The sequence below is a fragment of the Terribacillus halophilus genome, from assembly GCF_900162685.1.
Taxonomy (GTDB): Bacteria; Bacillota; Bacilli; order Bacillales; family Amphibacillaceae; genus Terribacillus; species Terribacillus halophilus_A.
In genome coordinates this window covers 2253167-2267646 of sequence record NZ_LT727828.1, presented here as the reverse complement: position 1 = coordinate 2267646, position 14480 = coordinate 2253167, and the positions used below count along the sequence as shown (strand labels likewise).

The following is a 14480-nucleotide window of genomic DNA, read 5'->3' as shown; positions in this document are numbered from 1 at the left end:
TTGGCCGGGCGGTCATTTTTATTTGGAAGTCTGTTGATCAAGCGCTTCGATCAAACTAGTTTTGGTTGAACCAGATGCTGCTTCCACTAATGTCTGGAAACGTTCTGTCAGCAAATCTTTGTTTTTGTACTCCTCCGGATGGTTCTGATTATAATAGAAACGGAAGACAGCTTCTTCTGGGAAGTGCTGTTTACCTGTCTTAATCATGAATCCAACAGGGAGCTTATGATAAGCATATGCTGTTGCTGTTTTTGTTTCTGCAAGCGGTGCTTCAGCTTTCACGGCAGCTGTAGTCTTTTCAGTTTCCAGCTGCTGCATAGCCTGCTTGATGAATTTCTTGCGAGCGCGCTTTTTCTTGGAACGCATGTTCATTTCAGCAAGAACTTTATCCAGACTTTCAGTTTTTGTAAGTACAGTCACGACGAAAAACTCCTCTATTATTGTCTGCAACCTCTATCATATGATATTTTCGGAGATTTTAGAAGGCTAGAGGTAGAATTGTTAACATTCTGACAAATCATCAATACGTATAAGTGGTTGAATATGTCGGATCTGTATCAGGGATTAAGGAAACGCCTATGATTGTAAATATAATCACGAAGAGTATAGAAAGCACGATCATAACGGCAAATAAGAGGAAATAAGCAATCGCAAAATTTCTTCTTGGATTCGTTCGATCAACTGCCCAGATGATGAGCATTACGATATTTACCACTGGAAGTGCAATTAATAACAGCGTCCAAAACCAATCCATAATACTGAGCTGATTACTTGCCCGGGTTCCTCGTTCCTGTTGTTCCATAAAATCGCTCCTGACTAAGATTTAATAATGGCAAAAACAACTATAAAGGATAGTTTCTGTATATTCAACCAAAGTCAGTAAGGTCACAATCGGCATGAAAAAAGGTTTTTAAGGACTTTTTCCCTGTTTTGCTGCGCGCTCAAGCTGTTGCTTCATTCGAAGCATCTCTTGTCTTGCAAGCGGGTCAAAAAGACCTTCGTTCAGTGTTTTATCAATAAATTTTATGGCTTGGTCCATTTGTCGATTCAATTTGCGTTACCTCCTGTCCTTTAGGTTTCATTTCCTATCTTAGTTTGTGAACACCTTCATTAGAATAGCTCATAATTGCATCTATTATACTAGGTCAAATGATGGCATATTTATTTGGAAAAGCTTGTCTGACCTCACGTAGTTCGATACACTTTCGTTAATGAAAAAATGAGGTGAATGAAGATGTTATACGATGTAATTGTTCAGGGAGCTGGGTCAATGGGGATGAGTGCGGGCTACCAGCTTGCGAAAAAAGGACAGCAGGTGCTTTTACTGGATTCATATCACCCGCCGCATGTACATGGGAGCCATCATGGGGAAACGAGAATTATACGCTATGCGTATGGAGAAGGAGAAGCATATGTACCGCTGGCTCTGAGGGCAAAAGCATTGTGGAAAGAGCTTGAACAGGAGATAGGCAAAGACATTTTTGTTGAGACTGGTGTACTAAATAGCGGACCGGAAACAAGTCCTTTCATTCAAAACGTTATAAGAAGCGGGAAAGCTTATGATTTGCAAGTAGAGCAGCTTACTTCTGCAGAAATGAAAAAACGCTGGTCCGGACTTACCGTTCCGCCTGATTATATTGGTTGCTACGAAAAAGACGCTGGCTACTTGCTGACAGACCAAATTCTAAAAGGCTACGCACATTTGGCTGCTTCTCATGGAGCTGTTGTGGCAGGCGGACAACGTGTGGAAGCAATCCAAATGAAAGGAAGTTTAGTGGAAGTTAAGACGAAGGAACATACATATCGAGGGAAGAAATTGATCGTAACGGCGGGCGCGTGGGGAGGCGAGCTGTTGGCAAAGCTTGGACTAAAACTGCCGATTCAAGTGACTAGGAAGACGTTTGCTTGGCTTCATGCAGATAAAAACTTTCGGGAAGGCAGTTTCCCATGCTTTAGCTTTGATACAGAATTGGGCACATATTATGGTTTTCCAGACATCAACAATACCGGATTAAAGATTGGACGTCATGATACCGGCACACCAATCCATCCAGATGATAAGGATGCGCCTTACCATGAAGGAGATACAGAGGAGCTGCTTCGTTTCTTGACACAATTCATGGGAAAGGGTTCATTCAAGTTGCGGGAAGGAAAAACATGTATGTACAGCATGACGCCGGACGAAGATTTTCTAATAGACTATCATCCAGACTATCCGCAAATTTTGTATGCGCTTGGCTTTTCCGGTCATGGCTTCAAGTTCGCCAGTGCAATCGGTGAGGTTTTGAGCGAGATGGCAATGGAAAAAGAGCAAACAATAGACATAAATTCATTTTGCAATACAAGATTCCAATAAAAGAGTCTGTGAAATGAAGGACTTTTGTGACAGAATGGTCATAAATAGAAATTCAGCGTTACGCTGTCATGGTATAATAAGTGCAGATTATTAGTAAGGAGATGCATTTCATGCCACCAGTAGTACGTTTAATCGTCATTTCGTTGTTTGCTTTGCTCACTGTCGGGCTCTTAGTTCTTGGAGCTGTAAAGAGTAAGCAAATGCGATTACCATTTACAATTTTAGCGATAGTGTTAGCATTTATTTATATCGTGTCATATATTGTATTATTTATCTTCTAAAACATGTGCGCTTCCGTGCATGTTTTTTATTTTTCTACAAAAGTACTGAGATAATTCTCCAGCATATGAAAAATGAAATATTATTGTAATGTTTTGTCAGACTCTCGTGTAGTATACTGTTCCCGGAGATTACTTTATTTCTATTCTAATTCATCGCAGACTAATCGAACTAGGAATGCTAACGCCTATACAATAGATTCACAGGGGGAAACAATTTGAAAAGAAAATGGCTACATATTGGCTTGGCTGCAGTGATCGGAACAGCTGCGTTAGTTTTGCCGGTATCAGGAAATGCTGCATATGCCTATGAAGATTTAGATGAAAAGAAGGAAGAAGTCGAACGGAAAAAAGAAGACATTAATAAGGAGCAGGCAGAAAAGACAGAGAAGCAGGACGATCTGCAAGCTGCTGCTGAGAAACTGCGCGTAGATTTAACAGAGATTGATAGTAAAATAGGGAAAACAAATACAAAACTAACAGAGACTGAATCAGAGGTTTCTGAGCTGGAATCTGATATTAAATCATTAAAAACAGAGATTGCAGACTTAGAAAAAAGAATTGAACAGCGTCATAGTTTGCTGAAAGACCGGATACATTCATTGCAGAAAAATGGCGGCCAAGTCAGCTATTTAGCTGTCATTATGGAATCAAAAAGCTTTTCTGACTTCCTAAACCGTGTAGATGCTGTAAGCACAATCATGGGCGCGGATCAGGAATTAATGGATGCGCAGCAACGTGACCTGAAAGACGTCGAATCGAAAAAGACAGAGCGTCAATCGAAACTAGCACGTGCGGAGCAGCAAGCTGCAGCACTGAAAGAAACAAAACAAACACTGACTGATCAGCAAAATGAGAAGGACAAGCTTATCGAAGATGTCATGAATGAATATGATATAACATCTGAAGAGTTATTCAGCCTGACAGAAGAAGCAGAGTTATTAGCTGCTCAAGAAGAAGCAATTGCGGCTGAAGCTGCACATCGTGATAAACAGAAGGCAGAAGAAGAGGCTCGTAAGGAAGCAGAACGCCAGCGTGCTGAGCAAGCGAAGCAGGAAGAAGCGGCGCGTATAGCGAAAGCTGAAAAAGAAGAAGCAAACGAGGCAGCAGCTCAGGCGGATGCTGAGCAGCAAAAAGCAGCGAAACAAGAAGAAGCAAAACAAGATGCAGCAGAAGAGAAGCGTGTAGCATCTGCTGCCAAGAAATCTTCATCTGAAACCGAACCGAAGCAAAAAGTGGAGAAGAAAGCCGACTCCCAGCCAGCAGCACAGCCTAAACAACCGGCAAGCCCTGCACCTAAGCAAGAGAAGCAGCAAGAGTCTAAGGCTCCAGCCTCCAGTGCTAATTTCATTACACCAGCACCAGGTTACATCTCTTCTGGTTTCGGACCAAGATCTGGTGGATATCATTACGGCATTGATATTGCTAAACGAGGTGCAGGAGTTCCAATTTGGGCAGCTGCATCCGGGGAAGTTAAACGAGCATATTATTCACCTAGCTATGGAAATGTGATTTTCGTGACACACTCGATTAATGGCAAAACGTATACCACTGTGTATGCTCACTTAACTTCGATGAACGTAAGCGCAAGACAGCACGTATCACAAGGGCAGCAAATCGGCACAATGGGGAACACAGGTATGTCACATGGACAGCACCTTCATTTCGAACTGCATACAGGTCCTTGGAATAATTCCAAATCAAATGCGGTCGATCCGCGTTCATACCTTAACTAACAAAAACGCCAACGCTCAATCTGAGGGTTGGCGTTTTTTCTATTTTATGTAAAAATTATGGAATATATATAAAGGGGAGAGAAGATGCAGCAAGAAGCGTTACATAAATTAGCTGATTTGTTAGCAAGCGAAAAGGAAGTAAAGGCAGTCTTTGTGAAAGGATCCTTCGGCAGAGGAGAAGAAGATGCGTTTTCCGATATTGATTTGTATTGTCTGGTAGAGGAAGCAGAAAGGCAAGCTTTTCTAGCGAAAAGATTGTCTCTGCTCGCAGCATATCGCGAAGTCCTCTATAGCGAAGAGCTATTTATTATCGCGCCTCAATTAATTGTTGTGTATGATAATTTACTGCATGTGGACTTGTTTACCGTGACGGAGGAGACATTTAAGCAAACCGATCAGTTTCTTGTTCTTTATGATCCGGAAAATCGACTCCAACGATTTAAAGAAACGCAGACATTGACAATAACGGATGAAATGTACGGAGAACAAGTAATTGATTTGACGTGGTTCCTGTTTCAGTACCGAAAAGCAGCTTTAAGAGGAAATGGGGCATGGGCTGCTGCGATGCTCCAGCAAGTAACAGAGCCGCTAGCGCGAATGCTGCTGCATCATTACGCACCGACACGTGCCCTGCTGGGTCTAAAAAGAGCCCAGCAGCTCTTACCAGCAGCAGTATATAGTAACTTACTGGACGTCTTGGAACATGTAACACCAACCGGTCATGGCAGGGCTGCAGCTGCTGTGTTACAACTACTGGAAAACGAGAGACCTTTTTTAGAGAAACATGTAAAAGAAGAAGAGAAAAATATAATAGAACCACTTTTTGAGCGTTTAATTACAAGGAAGCAAATAACAGAGTCAAAAGAAAAGCCATAACCGTAAAAGGATATGGCTTTTAATCTATGCAAGCTTGGACCGACCAAACGACATTGCTTTTCGTGTGGGTTTTAAGTTTCTCTATCAAATCAGCGGCATCCGCTTCATTAAGAAACAGCATATCTGAAGATGTATTTGAATGTTTTAGGTAGGTTTTCGTTCCGTTCGCTTCTCGTGCTATTTTGAACATCGAACACACTTCCTCACCTATTTATTTTCGATCTATTGCTATTTTCTCATAGCAGTATAGCCATGTATAGGTACAGAGGTGAATATTAGATTAAGGTTTTGTGGTAAAACGGTGAAAATCTCTCTTTTCAGTCATGAAATTAAAGTATGGAAGAATGCTTTCATAAAACCTGGGCAGAGAGGAAGCGAATGCTGTAGAAGAAACAGATATTCCTTCTTGGAGACAGTTTGTTATAACGGATATCCTGGCGAAAAATGTTAGACTTATAAATAGAGTATTTGCAGGCAAACAAAACAGCCAATCGCCGATTGAGTACCGGCGATTGGCTGTTTGTAAGTGTTCCTGTCCCAGTCTCAATGACCGGGGCAGTCCCAAACCAAAATAAAGTTTATTTTATTAGGGTTTAATTATACTTTTTGAACGTTTGCTGCTTGTGGTCCACGCTGACCTTGTTCAACATCAAACGTTACTTTTTGGCCTTCATCCAATGATTTGAAGCCTTCGCCTTGAATAGAGCTGAAATGTACGAATACATCGTCTCCACCCTCAACTTCGATAAAACCGAAACCTTTGTCTGCGTTAAACCATTTTACTGTACCTTGTTCCATTATATTGCCTCCTAGAATCTAAAAACTTCACTAGATTATGTTTGAATCTAGCCTATTTCCTATAATAACACAATAAAGCTGTTTTAAACTTAATTTCTCAGGGTTTCCATAATAAATATAATTTAATGCCTATTCCGCCGTGAAAATACGTGAATATGGTTAACCTTGGTTGTTTCTTTTCCTAGTCACTTTAGGGGAACGATTAAACTCTGCTAATAGCTCTTTTCTGGATTTACTGCTCTTTGAAGCCGTGCAACTTAAAGACTTAGGCCTTGCCCGAGAAATCAGAGCAATTCGTTTACAATGCCGTAATTTTCGCCGCTCTTACAAGGGAGAAAATTCATTATATAGCAGCTTCTTCTTATAAGGGGAGAGATAATCTTTTGTAAACACAGTGTAAATTCTTTACGTTATGGGTGTGCGTTTATTTGGAGATGAGAGAAATGGCAAGGCTTTATTCCGCTATTCATTTTTTAAATTTTTACATTAATTAAACATATCTTCACAATATTTTAAACACTAGCTTCATATTCGGCTTGTACAGTTAACAATATAAGAACAACCGAAGGGAGATAGTGTATTGGAGAATATATATTTTTCTTCAACTTTGCTTTGGCATGAGTCTGTTGAACAAGTTGTCCGGCAGGCTGCAAGTGATCAGCTGCCAGGTATAGAGATCTGGGCGCCGCACGTGTTCATTCAAGAAAGTGATCCACGCATCATCCGTAAAACCAAACCGACCGAAATGCAGTTTACCATGCACGCTCCAAGCTGGGATTTGAATATTACAAGTATTGATTACAGCGTCCGAATTGCTTCTGTAAACAGTATTATTCAATCAATCGAACTAGCCGACAAATTGAATGCAGATTCGATTACAATTCATCCGGGGTATAAGAGTTTGGCAAATTGGACACAAACATTCTACGAGGAATTGATGCAGGAAGCACTTTACTGGATCTATCAGCGAGCTGGTGAGCTAGGCAAACGTATTTCGCTGGAATTAATGGAAGAGCGACCGAAGGAGGTAGCTGTTACTCCTGACGTAATGAATAAGCTGGTTCAGCCATTTTCAGATATGTACACAACTTTTGATGTGGCTCATATCACGAAGCCATCAGATGCACCATTATTTTTTAATCAAATGAACCGTTGTGACAAGATTCATATCAGCGATAACACAGCGGCACAGATGCATGTACCTCTAGGGACGGGTCTTATACCGGAGGAAGTATTGCAGCACTTTCTTCAACAGAATCAAAAAAATGTCGTTGAAGGAATGGATACGACCTCTGTCTCTTGGAATCAGAATCTTTCCTTCATTCGTCAGCATTTGCAGGCAAAGGAGCGTGTGATATGAAAATACTTGTTACCAATGACGATGGCATCTTTTCGCCGGGTGTGGAAGCGATGATTGAGACGCTTCAGCATTTTGGTGAGGTGTATGTTGTCTGTCCGGATCAAGCGAGCAGTGGTATCAGTCATCCTGTTACATCGCGTCAGCCAATCCGTGTCAAAGAGATGTATCATTTTCCGGGAGTAGCAGGTGCATGGTGTCTCAATGGGACTTCAGCAGATTGTGTAAAATTAGCAGTAGAAGTTCTAATACCGGATGAGCTGGACTTTATCTTTTCTGGAATCAATCTCGGTCCTGCTATAGGGCGGGATGTTTATTATTCCGGTGTGGTGGCAGCAGCAATAGAAGCCTCCCTTTACAACATCCCGGCTGCTTCTGTCAGTTTGAATTGCAGTTCCCAAAATCATGTGAACTACTCGAAGGTTAAGACATTGTTTTATCAGGTTGCCGAGGTACTGCTGCAGCATAAGTCAAAGTCAATCGGTCTGCTGAATGTGAATTTACCAAATATCGACAAGCGGGAATGCAAGGGAATCCAAGTTATTCCGATGGATATGAGTGTATCCCGTTATCGTTTTGTCGGTCTGCGTGATCCGCATGGAGAAGTGTATTACTGGCTGAAGGATCAGCTGCAAGAGCTTGCGGCTTTTCATCCGACGAGTGATTATCTTCTATTAAAAGAAGGATACATAACCGTTTCACCAATAGAATTGCGCAATAACTATCGACGAAAGCAAGAACAAGTGGAACGCTGGTTTAAAACAATGGAAACAAATACTTCTGAATAAAAACGAAAATGAATGGAAATCGTAGATGCAATATTCTTAAGCATTTTCTCAGTAAGATGAGCGAATAGAAGAAGCTGCAAGAACACAGGTATAGCAAAGCAGTTAAAGCAGCAGCGCGTGTTTCCGGCCAGAGAAGAGAGACTGCGGGGCAAGATAAACAGCCAATTCCAAGGAACAGAAAGACATTACGTCATACAAGATGGTAATATGGATTATCAAGCTTCTCACCCATTTCTCTTACAGCTTGGCGGGAAGGCGATCGTGTAGCACTGCAAGTAAAGGGGCAGCAAACGACATTCATTTCTGAATCAACGAGGCTAGAGATAACATAGTAGTGCGTGACTTCCTTCTAGAAGGAAGTCTTTTTTTGAAGGAATAAACGAATCAAGGCAGAAATAAGGGATGAGGTGATGCACATGAAGCGTGATATGAGTATTATCAGAGACCTTCTATTGGATATTGAATCCGAATACACAGAGGGCGGATTTGCACTGGAGGTGACAGAGGAGGATGACTATACAGAAGAGGAAATGAATTATCATTTGCAGCTGATGAAGGAAGCGAAGTTGATCAAATTGGAAACGGTGCTTGATGAGGAAGAGGAAGAAGAGGAGCTGCTCATTTACGGACTAACCTGGGATGGACATGAACTTTTGGACAGTATTCGTGAAGAAGCAATATGGCAGCAATTATTAGTAAAGCTGAAAAGAGAGAAGGGAAGCATGCCGTTTTCTGTGTTAAGGAAGCAGGCAGCTAAAGCGGCCGAGGCGTACTATGCAGCCGAATAAGGTTTTAATTTCATGTTCTTCTAATTACCTGGCATACCCGAAAATAAATTCGCATATTATCTTATAAAAGTTAAAAAAATGAGTTTTAATAATCAGCAAATTGGCAAAACAGAAGTAACAAACAAAAGAGGAGGGTCGAGCATGTTCTGCATCTATTCTGCGGCAAAGGAAAAATTTAAAGAAGATTATCAAAAGCAGCAGCAGGCAGCTAAAGTTAATGCAAAGACTAATTCAACCGCTATTAAAAAGTAAGCTTGAAACAGACTGCGTACTTATAAAAAGATGCAAGAACGTGCAGACTAGGGTTAAAAGCAAAAAGAGGTGCTAGTACGTGCGCAGTCGGTATTCATTTATGAGAGGATTTATGTTAGGTATTGTTGTGGCACTCGCAGTATGGTTTGTTGTAACTTATATCGCTTCTAAATTTATATAATCCAAAAAGAAACACAGCTATTATCGCTGTGTTTTCTCTTGTTTATGGACATTGTTTTCATATTCCGTTTCCGGATGACCGTACTCTCCGTTCATTGCTTGCTCGTCTTGATCCAGTCCGATTGCTTCTGCTGCTTCATCACGCTGAACGGATTTAGTTTGTTTTTGCTGCATATCAAGCCACCTCCTGACTAGTAGTGTGGCTTTGTTGTCAAAAAATATGTAGGGACAGCAATAGCTGCCCATCTATATTAACGCGGCCGCCCTGGATAATAGTAGTTGCTGTAAGGGTAGGGTGCAGGATAGGCATAAGGGACTGGATAAGGAACCGGATAAGGGTTGCTGTATTTGTAACCATACCCCGGACCGTTTACGAAAGCACTGCCTAGTAGCCCGCCAGCAAGTCCGCCAAGAAATGGGATGAATGCAAACCCAAACCGTTGATCTTCCCCATTATTTCGCGGATAAGGATGTGTATATGCTGCCTGTGCTGGATGATACGTGTAATGTGTATAGCTCATGTTCATTCCTCCTATCTCTTTACTGTATGCACAATCGTCCAGTAAAGGATGGGCAAGTAACTTGAAGAGGTGAAAAGAATTCCAAGTCAGAAAGCAATTAACAGGACTAGCTTTCACGTTCGGCACATACACTAGCCATAGCAAATCCATGTTTGTCATTAGAGATGAATGGGTATAAATCGTTTATGGATTGAACTTTAACTTACATAAACATAGTAAAGGACTGGATTATGCAAAAACTACTCTCGCATTCCTTATTGATCTTCTTTGTTGTTAGTAACTTGTGTCTATTGCTTTATTTGCCGATGCAAAATATGAAGCAAGGTGTATATCCAGCAAAAGTCTACGCAGATGAAAGATTGCAGCCTTTTTTAAATGAAAAAAACTTGCATACAGTAGAAGGACCAGCTTCCCTTGTCTTATCAGATCAAGAGAAGCAAAAACCAGAATTGGAAGAAGTAACGTTTAAACAAAAACAATATAACGCAGAGGACATCAATCTTCTGCAGAAGCTAGTTCAAGCCGAGACGAGCGGAGAAGACTATCCAGGAAAAGTAGCAGTTGCGACAGTTGTCTTGAATCGCATAGAAAGCGAAGAATTTCCGGATACAATTCATGATGTCATTATGCAAGAGGGGCAGTTCCAGCCAGTAATGACTGGTGTTATTTGGAAGAGTGAACCAACAGAAGAGACAGAACAAGCTGTAGCGGATGCACTAATTCAGAAAGATAATATGAATAATATTGTTTGGTTCATGAACCCAAAAACTGCTACAACGAATTGGATAGCCGATACACAAGAGCAAGTGAAGCAAATCGGAAATCATGTATTTTATCGCTAACAGGTAGCGAGTTGAATTTTAACTGCCTGGTCAAATTGCTCGTTTTCTGTAAAATATGTAGTCAGCAAGTGACGGAAGCGCTCCGTTGCATGTTCGTGTCTTGCTCCTTGAAGCTGGGACATGCTAGGTTCTACTAATACACGAAAGCCCTCTGGATCATTAAACTTTTTCACAAGCATGGCGAAACGCCACAGATAATGTTGACTGTTTTCCTGTTTGCATAATTGGAATCCATGTTCAAAAGCCTGATAAGCCTTCTGGTGATTTCCTTGTTCCATATAAGCCTCTGTACGCAAGTAGTCATTCGCAATAAGGAGGGAAGAATCTGCAAGTTCACTAACTTTTTCAAGATAAAAAAGTGCGTCTGCAGTTCTGTTTTGATGAAGAAATAACGCACCTAGATTATGGTAGACAGCAGCAAGTGATTGTTTATGCTCTATCTTCTCAGCTATCTTTGTTGCAAGCAGAAGATATTTTTCGGCATCTTTTTCTTCTCCAGCACTTAGTGAAGTAAGTCCCATACCCATAAGTGCATGTGATTTACGCACTAAAGAAGCAGTATCCTTGCTAAATATTCGAAATGCTTGCTCGAAATGAAGCTTTGCAAGAGGTGTTATTCCAAGATAGTGAAAACCCGTTCCGAGCTTGTAATGCAGTTCCGCTGAGTCATTCTCTTCTACAGCCGCCACATAATTTTCCGCTTTCTCCAAGGTACAAATTGCTTTCTTGTATTCGCCATCTAAAAGAAAAATATCAGATTGGAAAAGACAATAATAAAACAAATAGTTAGGATCTAATTCTTGTATAGATATGGACTTTATTAAACCTTTTGCTTTTGCTATGTAATGGTTTTGCAGCAAATGCTTTACTTCAAATAGTCTGAATAGCATCAATTCCCTTGCTGACTTTGGTAACTCCTCAAGCATATTACGAAGTATTAACGCCTCGGCTGTCTCATGCAATTTAACATGTTCGTACCATTTGATAAGCGAATTATGAAAACTATCTTTCGAAATGACTTGCATATATTCCAGTCCTTTCTCTTTATTTACAAGAAGATTGTTCGGTTATCTGCCTTTATTTTAGCAGATTAAACAGCATTAATATACATTTTAAGGAAGAATTTGCTGAAATTTGTCGAAAGGCAATCCATGCTTGACCTCATCTCATTATGTACATGTTTCGTTTTGTGCTAAGCCGGTAAAACATTACAGAAAGCATAATGGCGAAGGAGAGTTTTTAGACATGGGAAAATTAGATAATCGTATTGCAGTTGTTACCGGTGGAGCAACGGGCATTGGCAGAGCAACTGCTTCTTTATTTGCGAAAGAAGGTGCTGCTGTGCTTGTAGCTGATTTAAAGAAAGATGATTTAACTGAACTGACGGAGACTATCCAAAAAGATGGAGGACAAGCAGAAGCTTTTGAAGTAGATGTATCTAACGAAGAAGGGGTGCAGGAATTCGTCAGATCCGTAAAAGAAAAGTACGGTAAAGTAGACGTACTTTTCAACAATGCTGGTATTGACCAAGAAGGCGGCAAGGTGCATGAATATCCGATTGAATTATTCGATTCAATTCAAAAAACAGATTTGCGCGGAACGTTCTTAATGAGTAAGTTCCTCATTCCGCTTATGCTGGAGAACGGTAAGGGAGCAATTGTGAACAATGCGTCCATGAGCGGCAGCTTTGCTGATCTGGACCGTTCTGGATATAATGCTGCCAAGGGTGGTATCATTAACTTCACGAAAGCAACGGCTATCGATTATGGCAGATTAGGCATCCGGGCAAATTCTGTTTCACCAGGTACGATTGAAACACCGTTAATTGACGAATTGTCTGGCTCAAAGGCAGAGGAGCAAGGCAAGGAATTCCGTGAAGCGAACAAATGGATGGCTCCGATGGGCAGACTTGGTGCCCCGGAGGAAATTGCGAAAGCAGTACTGTTCCTCGTTTCCGATGACAGTTCCTACATTAGTGGGCAAGATTTAGTTGTTGATGGCGGACTGACTGCTTACACATGGCCAGGTAAAATGGTGATGGACGACAGCTGGAAAGAAACAACTGAAAAAGGGTGATGCGTAAGCATCACCCTTTTTCAGTTGAGCAAGCTCGTTGACAGGAAGAGACTTACGATATATCATTGACCTATCAATCGTTGATGTATCAATTATATGGGAAGGGTTTTGCCAATGAATGATTCTTGTTCTGTCCGTTTACAGATTTTTTTACAGCTGCAGGCAGTAAATAAGGACCTTTGCTCAAAGTTTGAGACATGTTTCGGTGCTAGTACTTCCCGAGTGGAGATACTTCATTACCTGCTGCAGCACGGAGAAGTACCTCAATCTTCCTTACAAAAGGAAGTTAACATTGATGCTGCAGCTGTGACCAGACATCTCAAACAACTAGAAGCTGCCGGTACGATTGTTCGTTACAAGAAAGCAGACGACCAGCGAGCTACATGGGTAAAGCTGGATGATGAGGCACAGCGACACATTGAGCAATCCTATCAGGAAAAGAGTCAATTTATAGAAGAGACACTGGCTGATTTTTCAGAAGAGGAATTGCAGCAATTTCTGCATATGTTAAGCAAAGTTAGTGATAATGTCTCCCGCGTCACGAAACAGCATCTAGGAGGAGAAAAATGAACCAGGCATCAACTTATAATAAAGAGGCGTTTCTGCAAGTTTTACATGACCGCCGCTCCATTCGCCGCTATGACGAAAGTGTTAAAATCAGCAAAGAGGAAATGACTGAAATTCTTGCATCCGCAACAAAAGCACCATCCTCTGTCAACTTACAGCCATGGCGATTTGTTGTCATTGAAAGCCCAGAGGCAAAGGCAAAACTTGCATCGCTGGCATGGTTTAATCAGCGGCAAGTTGAGACATCATCAGCAGTAATTGCAGTATTCGGTGACTTACAAAATCTTAATTACCTTGAAGAGATATACAGCAAAGCTGTTGAACTTGGCATGATGCCACAGGATGTGAAAGAGCAGCAAGTAACTTCTATCCGCAGCCTGCTATCTGGTATTTCGGAACAAGGAAATCGTGATTCTGTCATGATTGATAGCGGACTTGTATCCATGCAGATTATGCTTACAGCCAAAGCTTATGGATACGATACGAATCCAATCGGCGGTTTTGAGAAAGATAAAATAGCAGAAGCATTTGATCTGGATAAGAATCGCTATGTGCCAGTTATGCTTCTCTCAATAGGAAAAGCATTGGACAATGGCCATCAGTCTTATCGTTTGCCAGTAGAACAAATTACAGAATGGAAATAAGGAGAGATAAATATGATTATTATTCATGCTAGAATGGCAGTAAAACCTGAGAAGAAAGAAGAATTCCTGAAAGAAATTGATGCTGTTATAGAAGGAAGCCAGGCAGAAGCAGGTAACAATAGCTATGACCTATACCAAGATCCGAAAGACGCAAACAGCCTTATCATGATCGAAAACTGGAAAGACATGGATGCCGTACAAGCGCATAACAGCAGCAGCCACTTTCAAAAATTCAGTGAAGCAGCGAAGGAAATGCTAAGCGCACCATTAGATGTGGATGTTTATCAAGGTGAGAAAATAAACTAATAAAAAGGGATGACCACAGCGGTCATCCTTTTTTGTTTGTGTGCAGTGTTACAGAATCTATATACGCTATCGGCTTGTTGCTGAGAAAAGTAATTAAACCGAGAAATAGTACTAG

At 41.1% G+C, this 14480-nt stretch carries 21 protein-coding genes; 13 read left to right on the top strand and 8 right to left on the bottom strand.

What is annotated here, in order from left to right; translation table 11 throughout:
* Positions 1-18: 18 nt before the first annotated feature.
* The 3 genes from B1K52_RS16150 to B1K52_RS18055 form a co-directional block, all read right to left on the bottom strand.
* Positions 19-420: a hypothetical protein gene (locus B1K52_RS16150; protein ID WP_077310063.1), complete on the bottom strand. Its 402-nt coding sequence runs from the start codon at positions 418-420 to the stop codon at positions 19-21.
* Between the two features lie 100 nt (positions 421-520).
* The gene (locus B1K52_RS16145; RefSeq protein WP_077310061.1) at positions 521-802 is read right to left on the bottom strand and encodes a hypothetical protein; all 282 of its coding nucleotides are present in this window, start codon (positions 800-802) and stop codon (positions 521-523) included.
* Between the two features lie 108 nt (positions 803-910).
* A complete protein-coding gene (locus B1K52_RS18055) occupies positions 911-1051 on the bottom strand; it encodes a hypothetical protein (RefSeq protein ID WP_179106582.1) in 141 nt (46 codons plus the stop codon).
* Between the two features lie 183 nt (positions 1052-1234).
* Here B1K52_RS18055 and solA point away from each other — a divergent pair, with 183 nt between their 5' ends.
* The 4 genes from solA to B1K52_RS16130 all read left to right on the top strand — a co-directional run bounded on the left by solA (position 1235) and on the right by B1K52_RS16130 (position 5246).
* Positions 1235-2356, top strand: coding sequence for an N-methyl-L-tryptophan oxidase (solA, locus tag B1K52_RS16140; RefSeq protein ID WP_077310059.1), 1122 nt, complete (start codon positions 1235-1237; stop codon positions 2354-2356).
* A gap of 110 nt (positions 2357-2466) precedes the next feature.
* The gene (locus B1K52_RS18050) at positions 2467-2637 is read left to right on the top strand and encodes a hypothetical protein (protein ID WP_179106581.1); all 171 of its coding nucleotides are present in this window, start codon (positions 2467-2469) and stop codon (positions 2635-2637) included.
* Positions 2638-2852: 215 nt separating this feature from the next.
* Positions 2853-4370, top strand: coding sequence for a murein hydrolase activator EnvC family protein (locus B1K52_RS16135; protein ID WP_077310057.1), 1518 nt, complete (start codon positions 2853-2855; stop codon positions 4368-4370).
* Positions 4371-4454: 84 nt separating this feature from the next.
* Positions 4455-5246: a nucleotidyltransferase domain-containing protein gene (locus B1K52_RS16130; RefSeq protein ID WP_077310055.1), complete on the top strand. Its 792-nt coding sequence runs from the start codon at positions 4455-4457 to the stop codon at positions 5244-5246.
* Between the two features lie 19 nt (positions 5247-5265).
* Here B1K52_RS16130 and B1K52_RS18045 read toward each other — a convergent pair whose 3' ends face one another.
* Together B1K52_RS18045 and B1K52_RS16125 are read right to left on the bottom strand one after the other, a co-directional pair.
* The gene (locus B1K52_RS18045) at positions 5266-5436 is read right to left on the bottom strand and encodes a hypothetical protein (RefSeq protein ID WP_179106580.1); all 171 of its coding nucleotides are present in this window, start codon (positions 5434-5436) and stop codon (positions 5266-5268) included.
* 407 nt (positions 5437-5843) lie between these two features.
* A complete protein-coding gene (locus B1K52_RS16125) occupies positions 5844-6044 on the bottom strand; it encodes a cold-shock protein (protein WP_077310053.1) in 201 nt (66 codons plus the stop codon).
* A 580-nt stretch (positions 6045-6624) separates the two neighbouring features.
* On the opposite strand from B1K52_RS16125, the gene B1K52_RS16120 reads away from it, so the two are divergent.
* From B1K52_RS16120 to B1K52_RS16110, 4 genes are all read left to right on the top strand, one after another.
* Positions 6625-7404, top strand: a complete 780-nt coding sequence (locus B1K52_RS16120) for a TIM barrel protein (RefSeq protein WP_077310051.1) — start codon at positions 6625-6627, stop codon at positions 7402-7404.
* On the top strand, positions 7401-8189 hold the full coding sequence (gene surE, locus B1K52_RS16115; RefSeq protein ID WP_077310049.1) for a 5'/3'-nucleotidase SurE: 789 nt from the start codon (positions 7401-7403) through the stop codon (positions 8187-8189). The genes B1K52_RS16120 and surE overlap by 4 nt, the downstream gene beginning before the upstream one ends.
* 117 nt (positions 8190-8306) lie before the next feature.
* Positions 8307-8456 carry a hypothetical protein gene (locus tag B1K52_RS18120; RefSeq protein WP_218668042.1) on the top strand — a complete coding sequence of 50 codons (150 nt, stop codon included), beginning with the start codon at positions 8307-8309 and terminating at the stop codon, positions 8454-8456.
* A gap of 149 nt (positions 8457-8605) precedes the next feature.
* Positions 8606-8977 (top strand): DUF2513 domain-containing protein, encoded by a 372-nt coding sequence (locus B1K52_RS16110; RefSeq protein WP_077310047.1) that lies wholly within the window; start codon positions 8606-8608, stop codon positions 8975-8977.
* A 453-nt stretch (positions 8978-9430) separates the two neighbouring features.
* Here B1K52_RS16110 and B1K52_RS16105 read toward each other — a convergent pair whose 3' ends face one another.
* Positions 9431-9583, bottom strand: coding sequence for a DUF4021 domain-containing protein (locus B1K52_RS16105; protein WP_143588901.1), 153 nt, complete (start codon positions 9581-9583; stop codon positions 9431-9433).
* A gap of 77 nt (positions 9584-9660) precedes the next feature.
* Positions 9661-9930 (bottom strand): hypothetical protein, encoded by a 270-nt coding sequence (locus tag B1K52_RS16100; protein ID WP_256855941.1) that lies wholly within the window; start codon positions 9928-9930, stop codon positions 9661-9663.
* Positions 9931-10160: 230 nt separating this feature from the next.
* Between B1K52_RS16100 and B1K52_RS16095 the strand changes: the two genes are divergently transcribed.
* Positions 10161-10772 (top strand): cell wall hydrolase, encoded by a 612-nt coding sequence (locus B1K52_RS16095; protein WP_077310044.1) that lies wholly within the window; start codon positions 10161-10163, stop codon positions 10770-10772.
* On the opposite strand, the gene B1K52_RS16090 is transcribed toward B1K52_RS16095, so the two are convergent.
* Positions 10769-11797, bottom strand: coding sequence for a tetratricopeptide repeat protein (locus B1K52_RS16090; protein WP_077310042.1), 1029 nt, complete (start codon positions 11795-11797; stop codon positions 10769-10771). The genes B1K52_RS16095 and B1K52_RS16090 overlap by 4 nt on opposite strands.
* Positions 11798-12017: 220 nt before the next feature.
* Between B1K52_RS16090 and B1K52_RS16085 the strand changes: the two genes are divergently transcribed.
* The 4 genes from B1K52_RS16085 (at position 12018) to B1K52_RS16070 (ending at position 14365) form a co-directional block, all read left to right on the top strand.
* Positions 12018-12848 (top strand): SDR family oxidoreductase, encoded by an 831-nt coding sequence (locus B1K52_RS16085; protein ID WP_077310040.1) that lies wholly within the window; start codon positions 12018-12020, stop codon positions 12846-12848.
* Positions 12849-12962: 114 nt separating this feature from the next.
* The gene (locus tag B1K52_RS16080; RefSeq protein WP_179106579.1) at positions 12963-13418 is read left to right on the top strand and encodes a MarR family winged helix-turn-helix transcriptional regulator; all 456 of its coding nucleotides are present in this window, start codon (positions 12963-12965) and stop codon (positions 13416-13418) included.
* On the top strand, positions 13415-14059 hold the full coding sequence (locus tag B1K52_RS16075; protein ID WP_077310036.1) for a nitroreductase family protein: 645 nt from the start codon (positions 13415-13417) through the stop codon (positions 14057-14059). The genes B1K52_RS16080 and B1K52_RS16075 overlap by 4 nt, the downstream gene beginning before the upstream one ends.
* 12 nt (positions 14060-14071) lie before the next feature.
* Positions 14072-14365, top strand: a complete 294-nt coding sequence (locus tag B1K52_RS16070) for a putative quinol monooxygenase (RefSeq protein ID WP_077310034.1) — start codon at positions 14072-14074, stop codon at positions 14363-14365.
* The last annotated feature ends 115 nt before the right edge of the window (positions 14366-14480 follow it).

Coding starts and splice junctions, on each gene's coding strand:
- B1K52_RS16145 (WP_077310061.1), bottom strand. CDS start 802: ATGGAACAACAGGAACGAGGAACCCGGGCAAGTAATCAGCTCAGTATT.
- solA (WP_077310059.1), top strand. CDS start 1,235: ATGTTATACGATGTAATTGTTCAGGGAGCTGGGTCAATGGGGATGAGT.
- B1K52_RS18050 (WP_179106581.1), top strand. CDS start 2,467: ATGCCACCAGTAGTACGTTTAATCGTCATTTCGTTGTTTGCTTTGCTC.
- B1K52_RS16130 (WP_077310055.1), top strand. CDS start 4,455: ATGCAGCAAGAAGCGTTACATAAATTAGCTGATTTGTTAGCAAGCGAA.
- B1K52_RS18045 (WP_179106580.1), bottom strand. CDS start 5,436: ATGTTCAAAATAGCACGAGAAGCGAACGGAACGAAAACCTACCTAAAA.
- B1K52_RS16125 (WP_077310053.1), bottom strand. CDS start 6,044: ATGGAACAAGGTACAGTAAAATGGTTTAACGCAGACAAAGGTTTCGGT.
- surE (WP_077310049.1), top strand. CDS start 7,401: ATGAAAATACTTGTTACCAATGACGATGGCATCTTTTCGCCGGGTGTG.
- B1K52_RS16110 (WP_077310047.1), top strand. CDS start 8,606: ATGAAGCGTGATATGAGTATTATCAGAGACCTTCTATTGGATATTGAA.
- B1K52_RS16105 (WP_143588901.1), bottom strand. CDS start 9,583: ATGCAGCAAAAACAAACTAAATCCGTTCAGCGTGATGAAGCAGCAGAA.
- B1K52_RS16100 (WP_256855941.1), bottom strand. CDS start 9,930: ATGAGCTATACACATTACACGTATCATCCAGCACAGGCAGCATATACA.
- B1K52_RS16095 (WP_077310044.1), top strand. CDS start 10,161: ATGCAAAAACTACTCTCGCATTCCTTATTGATCTTCTTTGTTGTTAGT.
- B1K52_RS16090 (WP_077310042.1), bottom strand. CDS start 11,797: ATGCAAGTCATTTCGAAAGATAGTTTTCATAATTCGCTTATCAAATGG.
- B1K52_RS16085 (WP_077310040.1), top strand. CDS start 12,018: ATGGGAAAATTAGATAATCGTATTGCAGTTGTTACCGGTGGAGCAACG.
- B1K52_RS16080 (WP_179106579.1), top strand. CDS start 12,963: ATGAATGATTCTTGTTCTGTCCGTTTACAGATTTTTTTACAGCTGCAG.
- B1K52_RS16075 (WP_077310036.1), top strand. CDS start 13,415: ATGAACCAGGCATCAACTTATAATAAAGAGGCGTTTCTGCAAGTTTTA.
- B1K52_RS16070 (WP_077310034.1), top strand. CDS start 14,072: ATGATTATTATTCATGCTAGAATGGCAGTAAAACCTGAGAAGAAAGAA.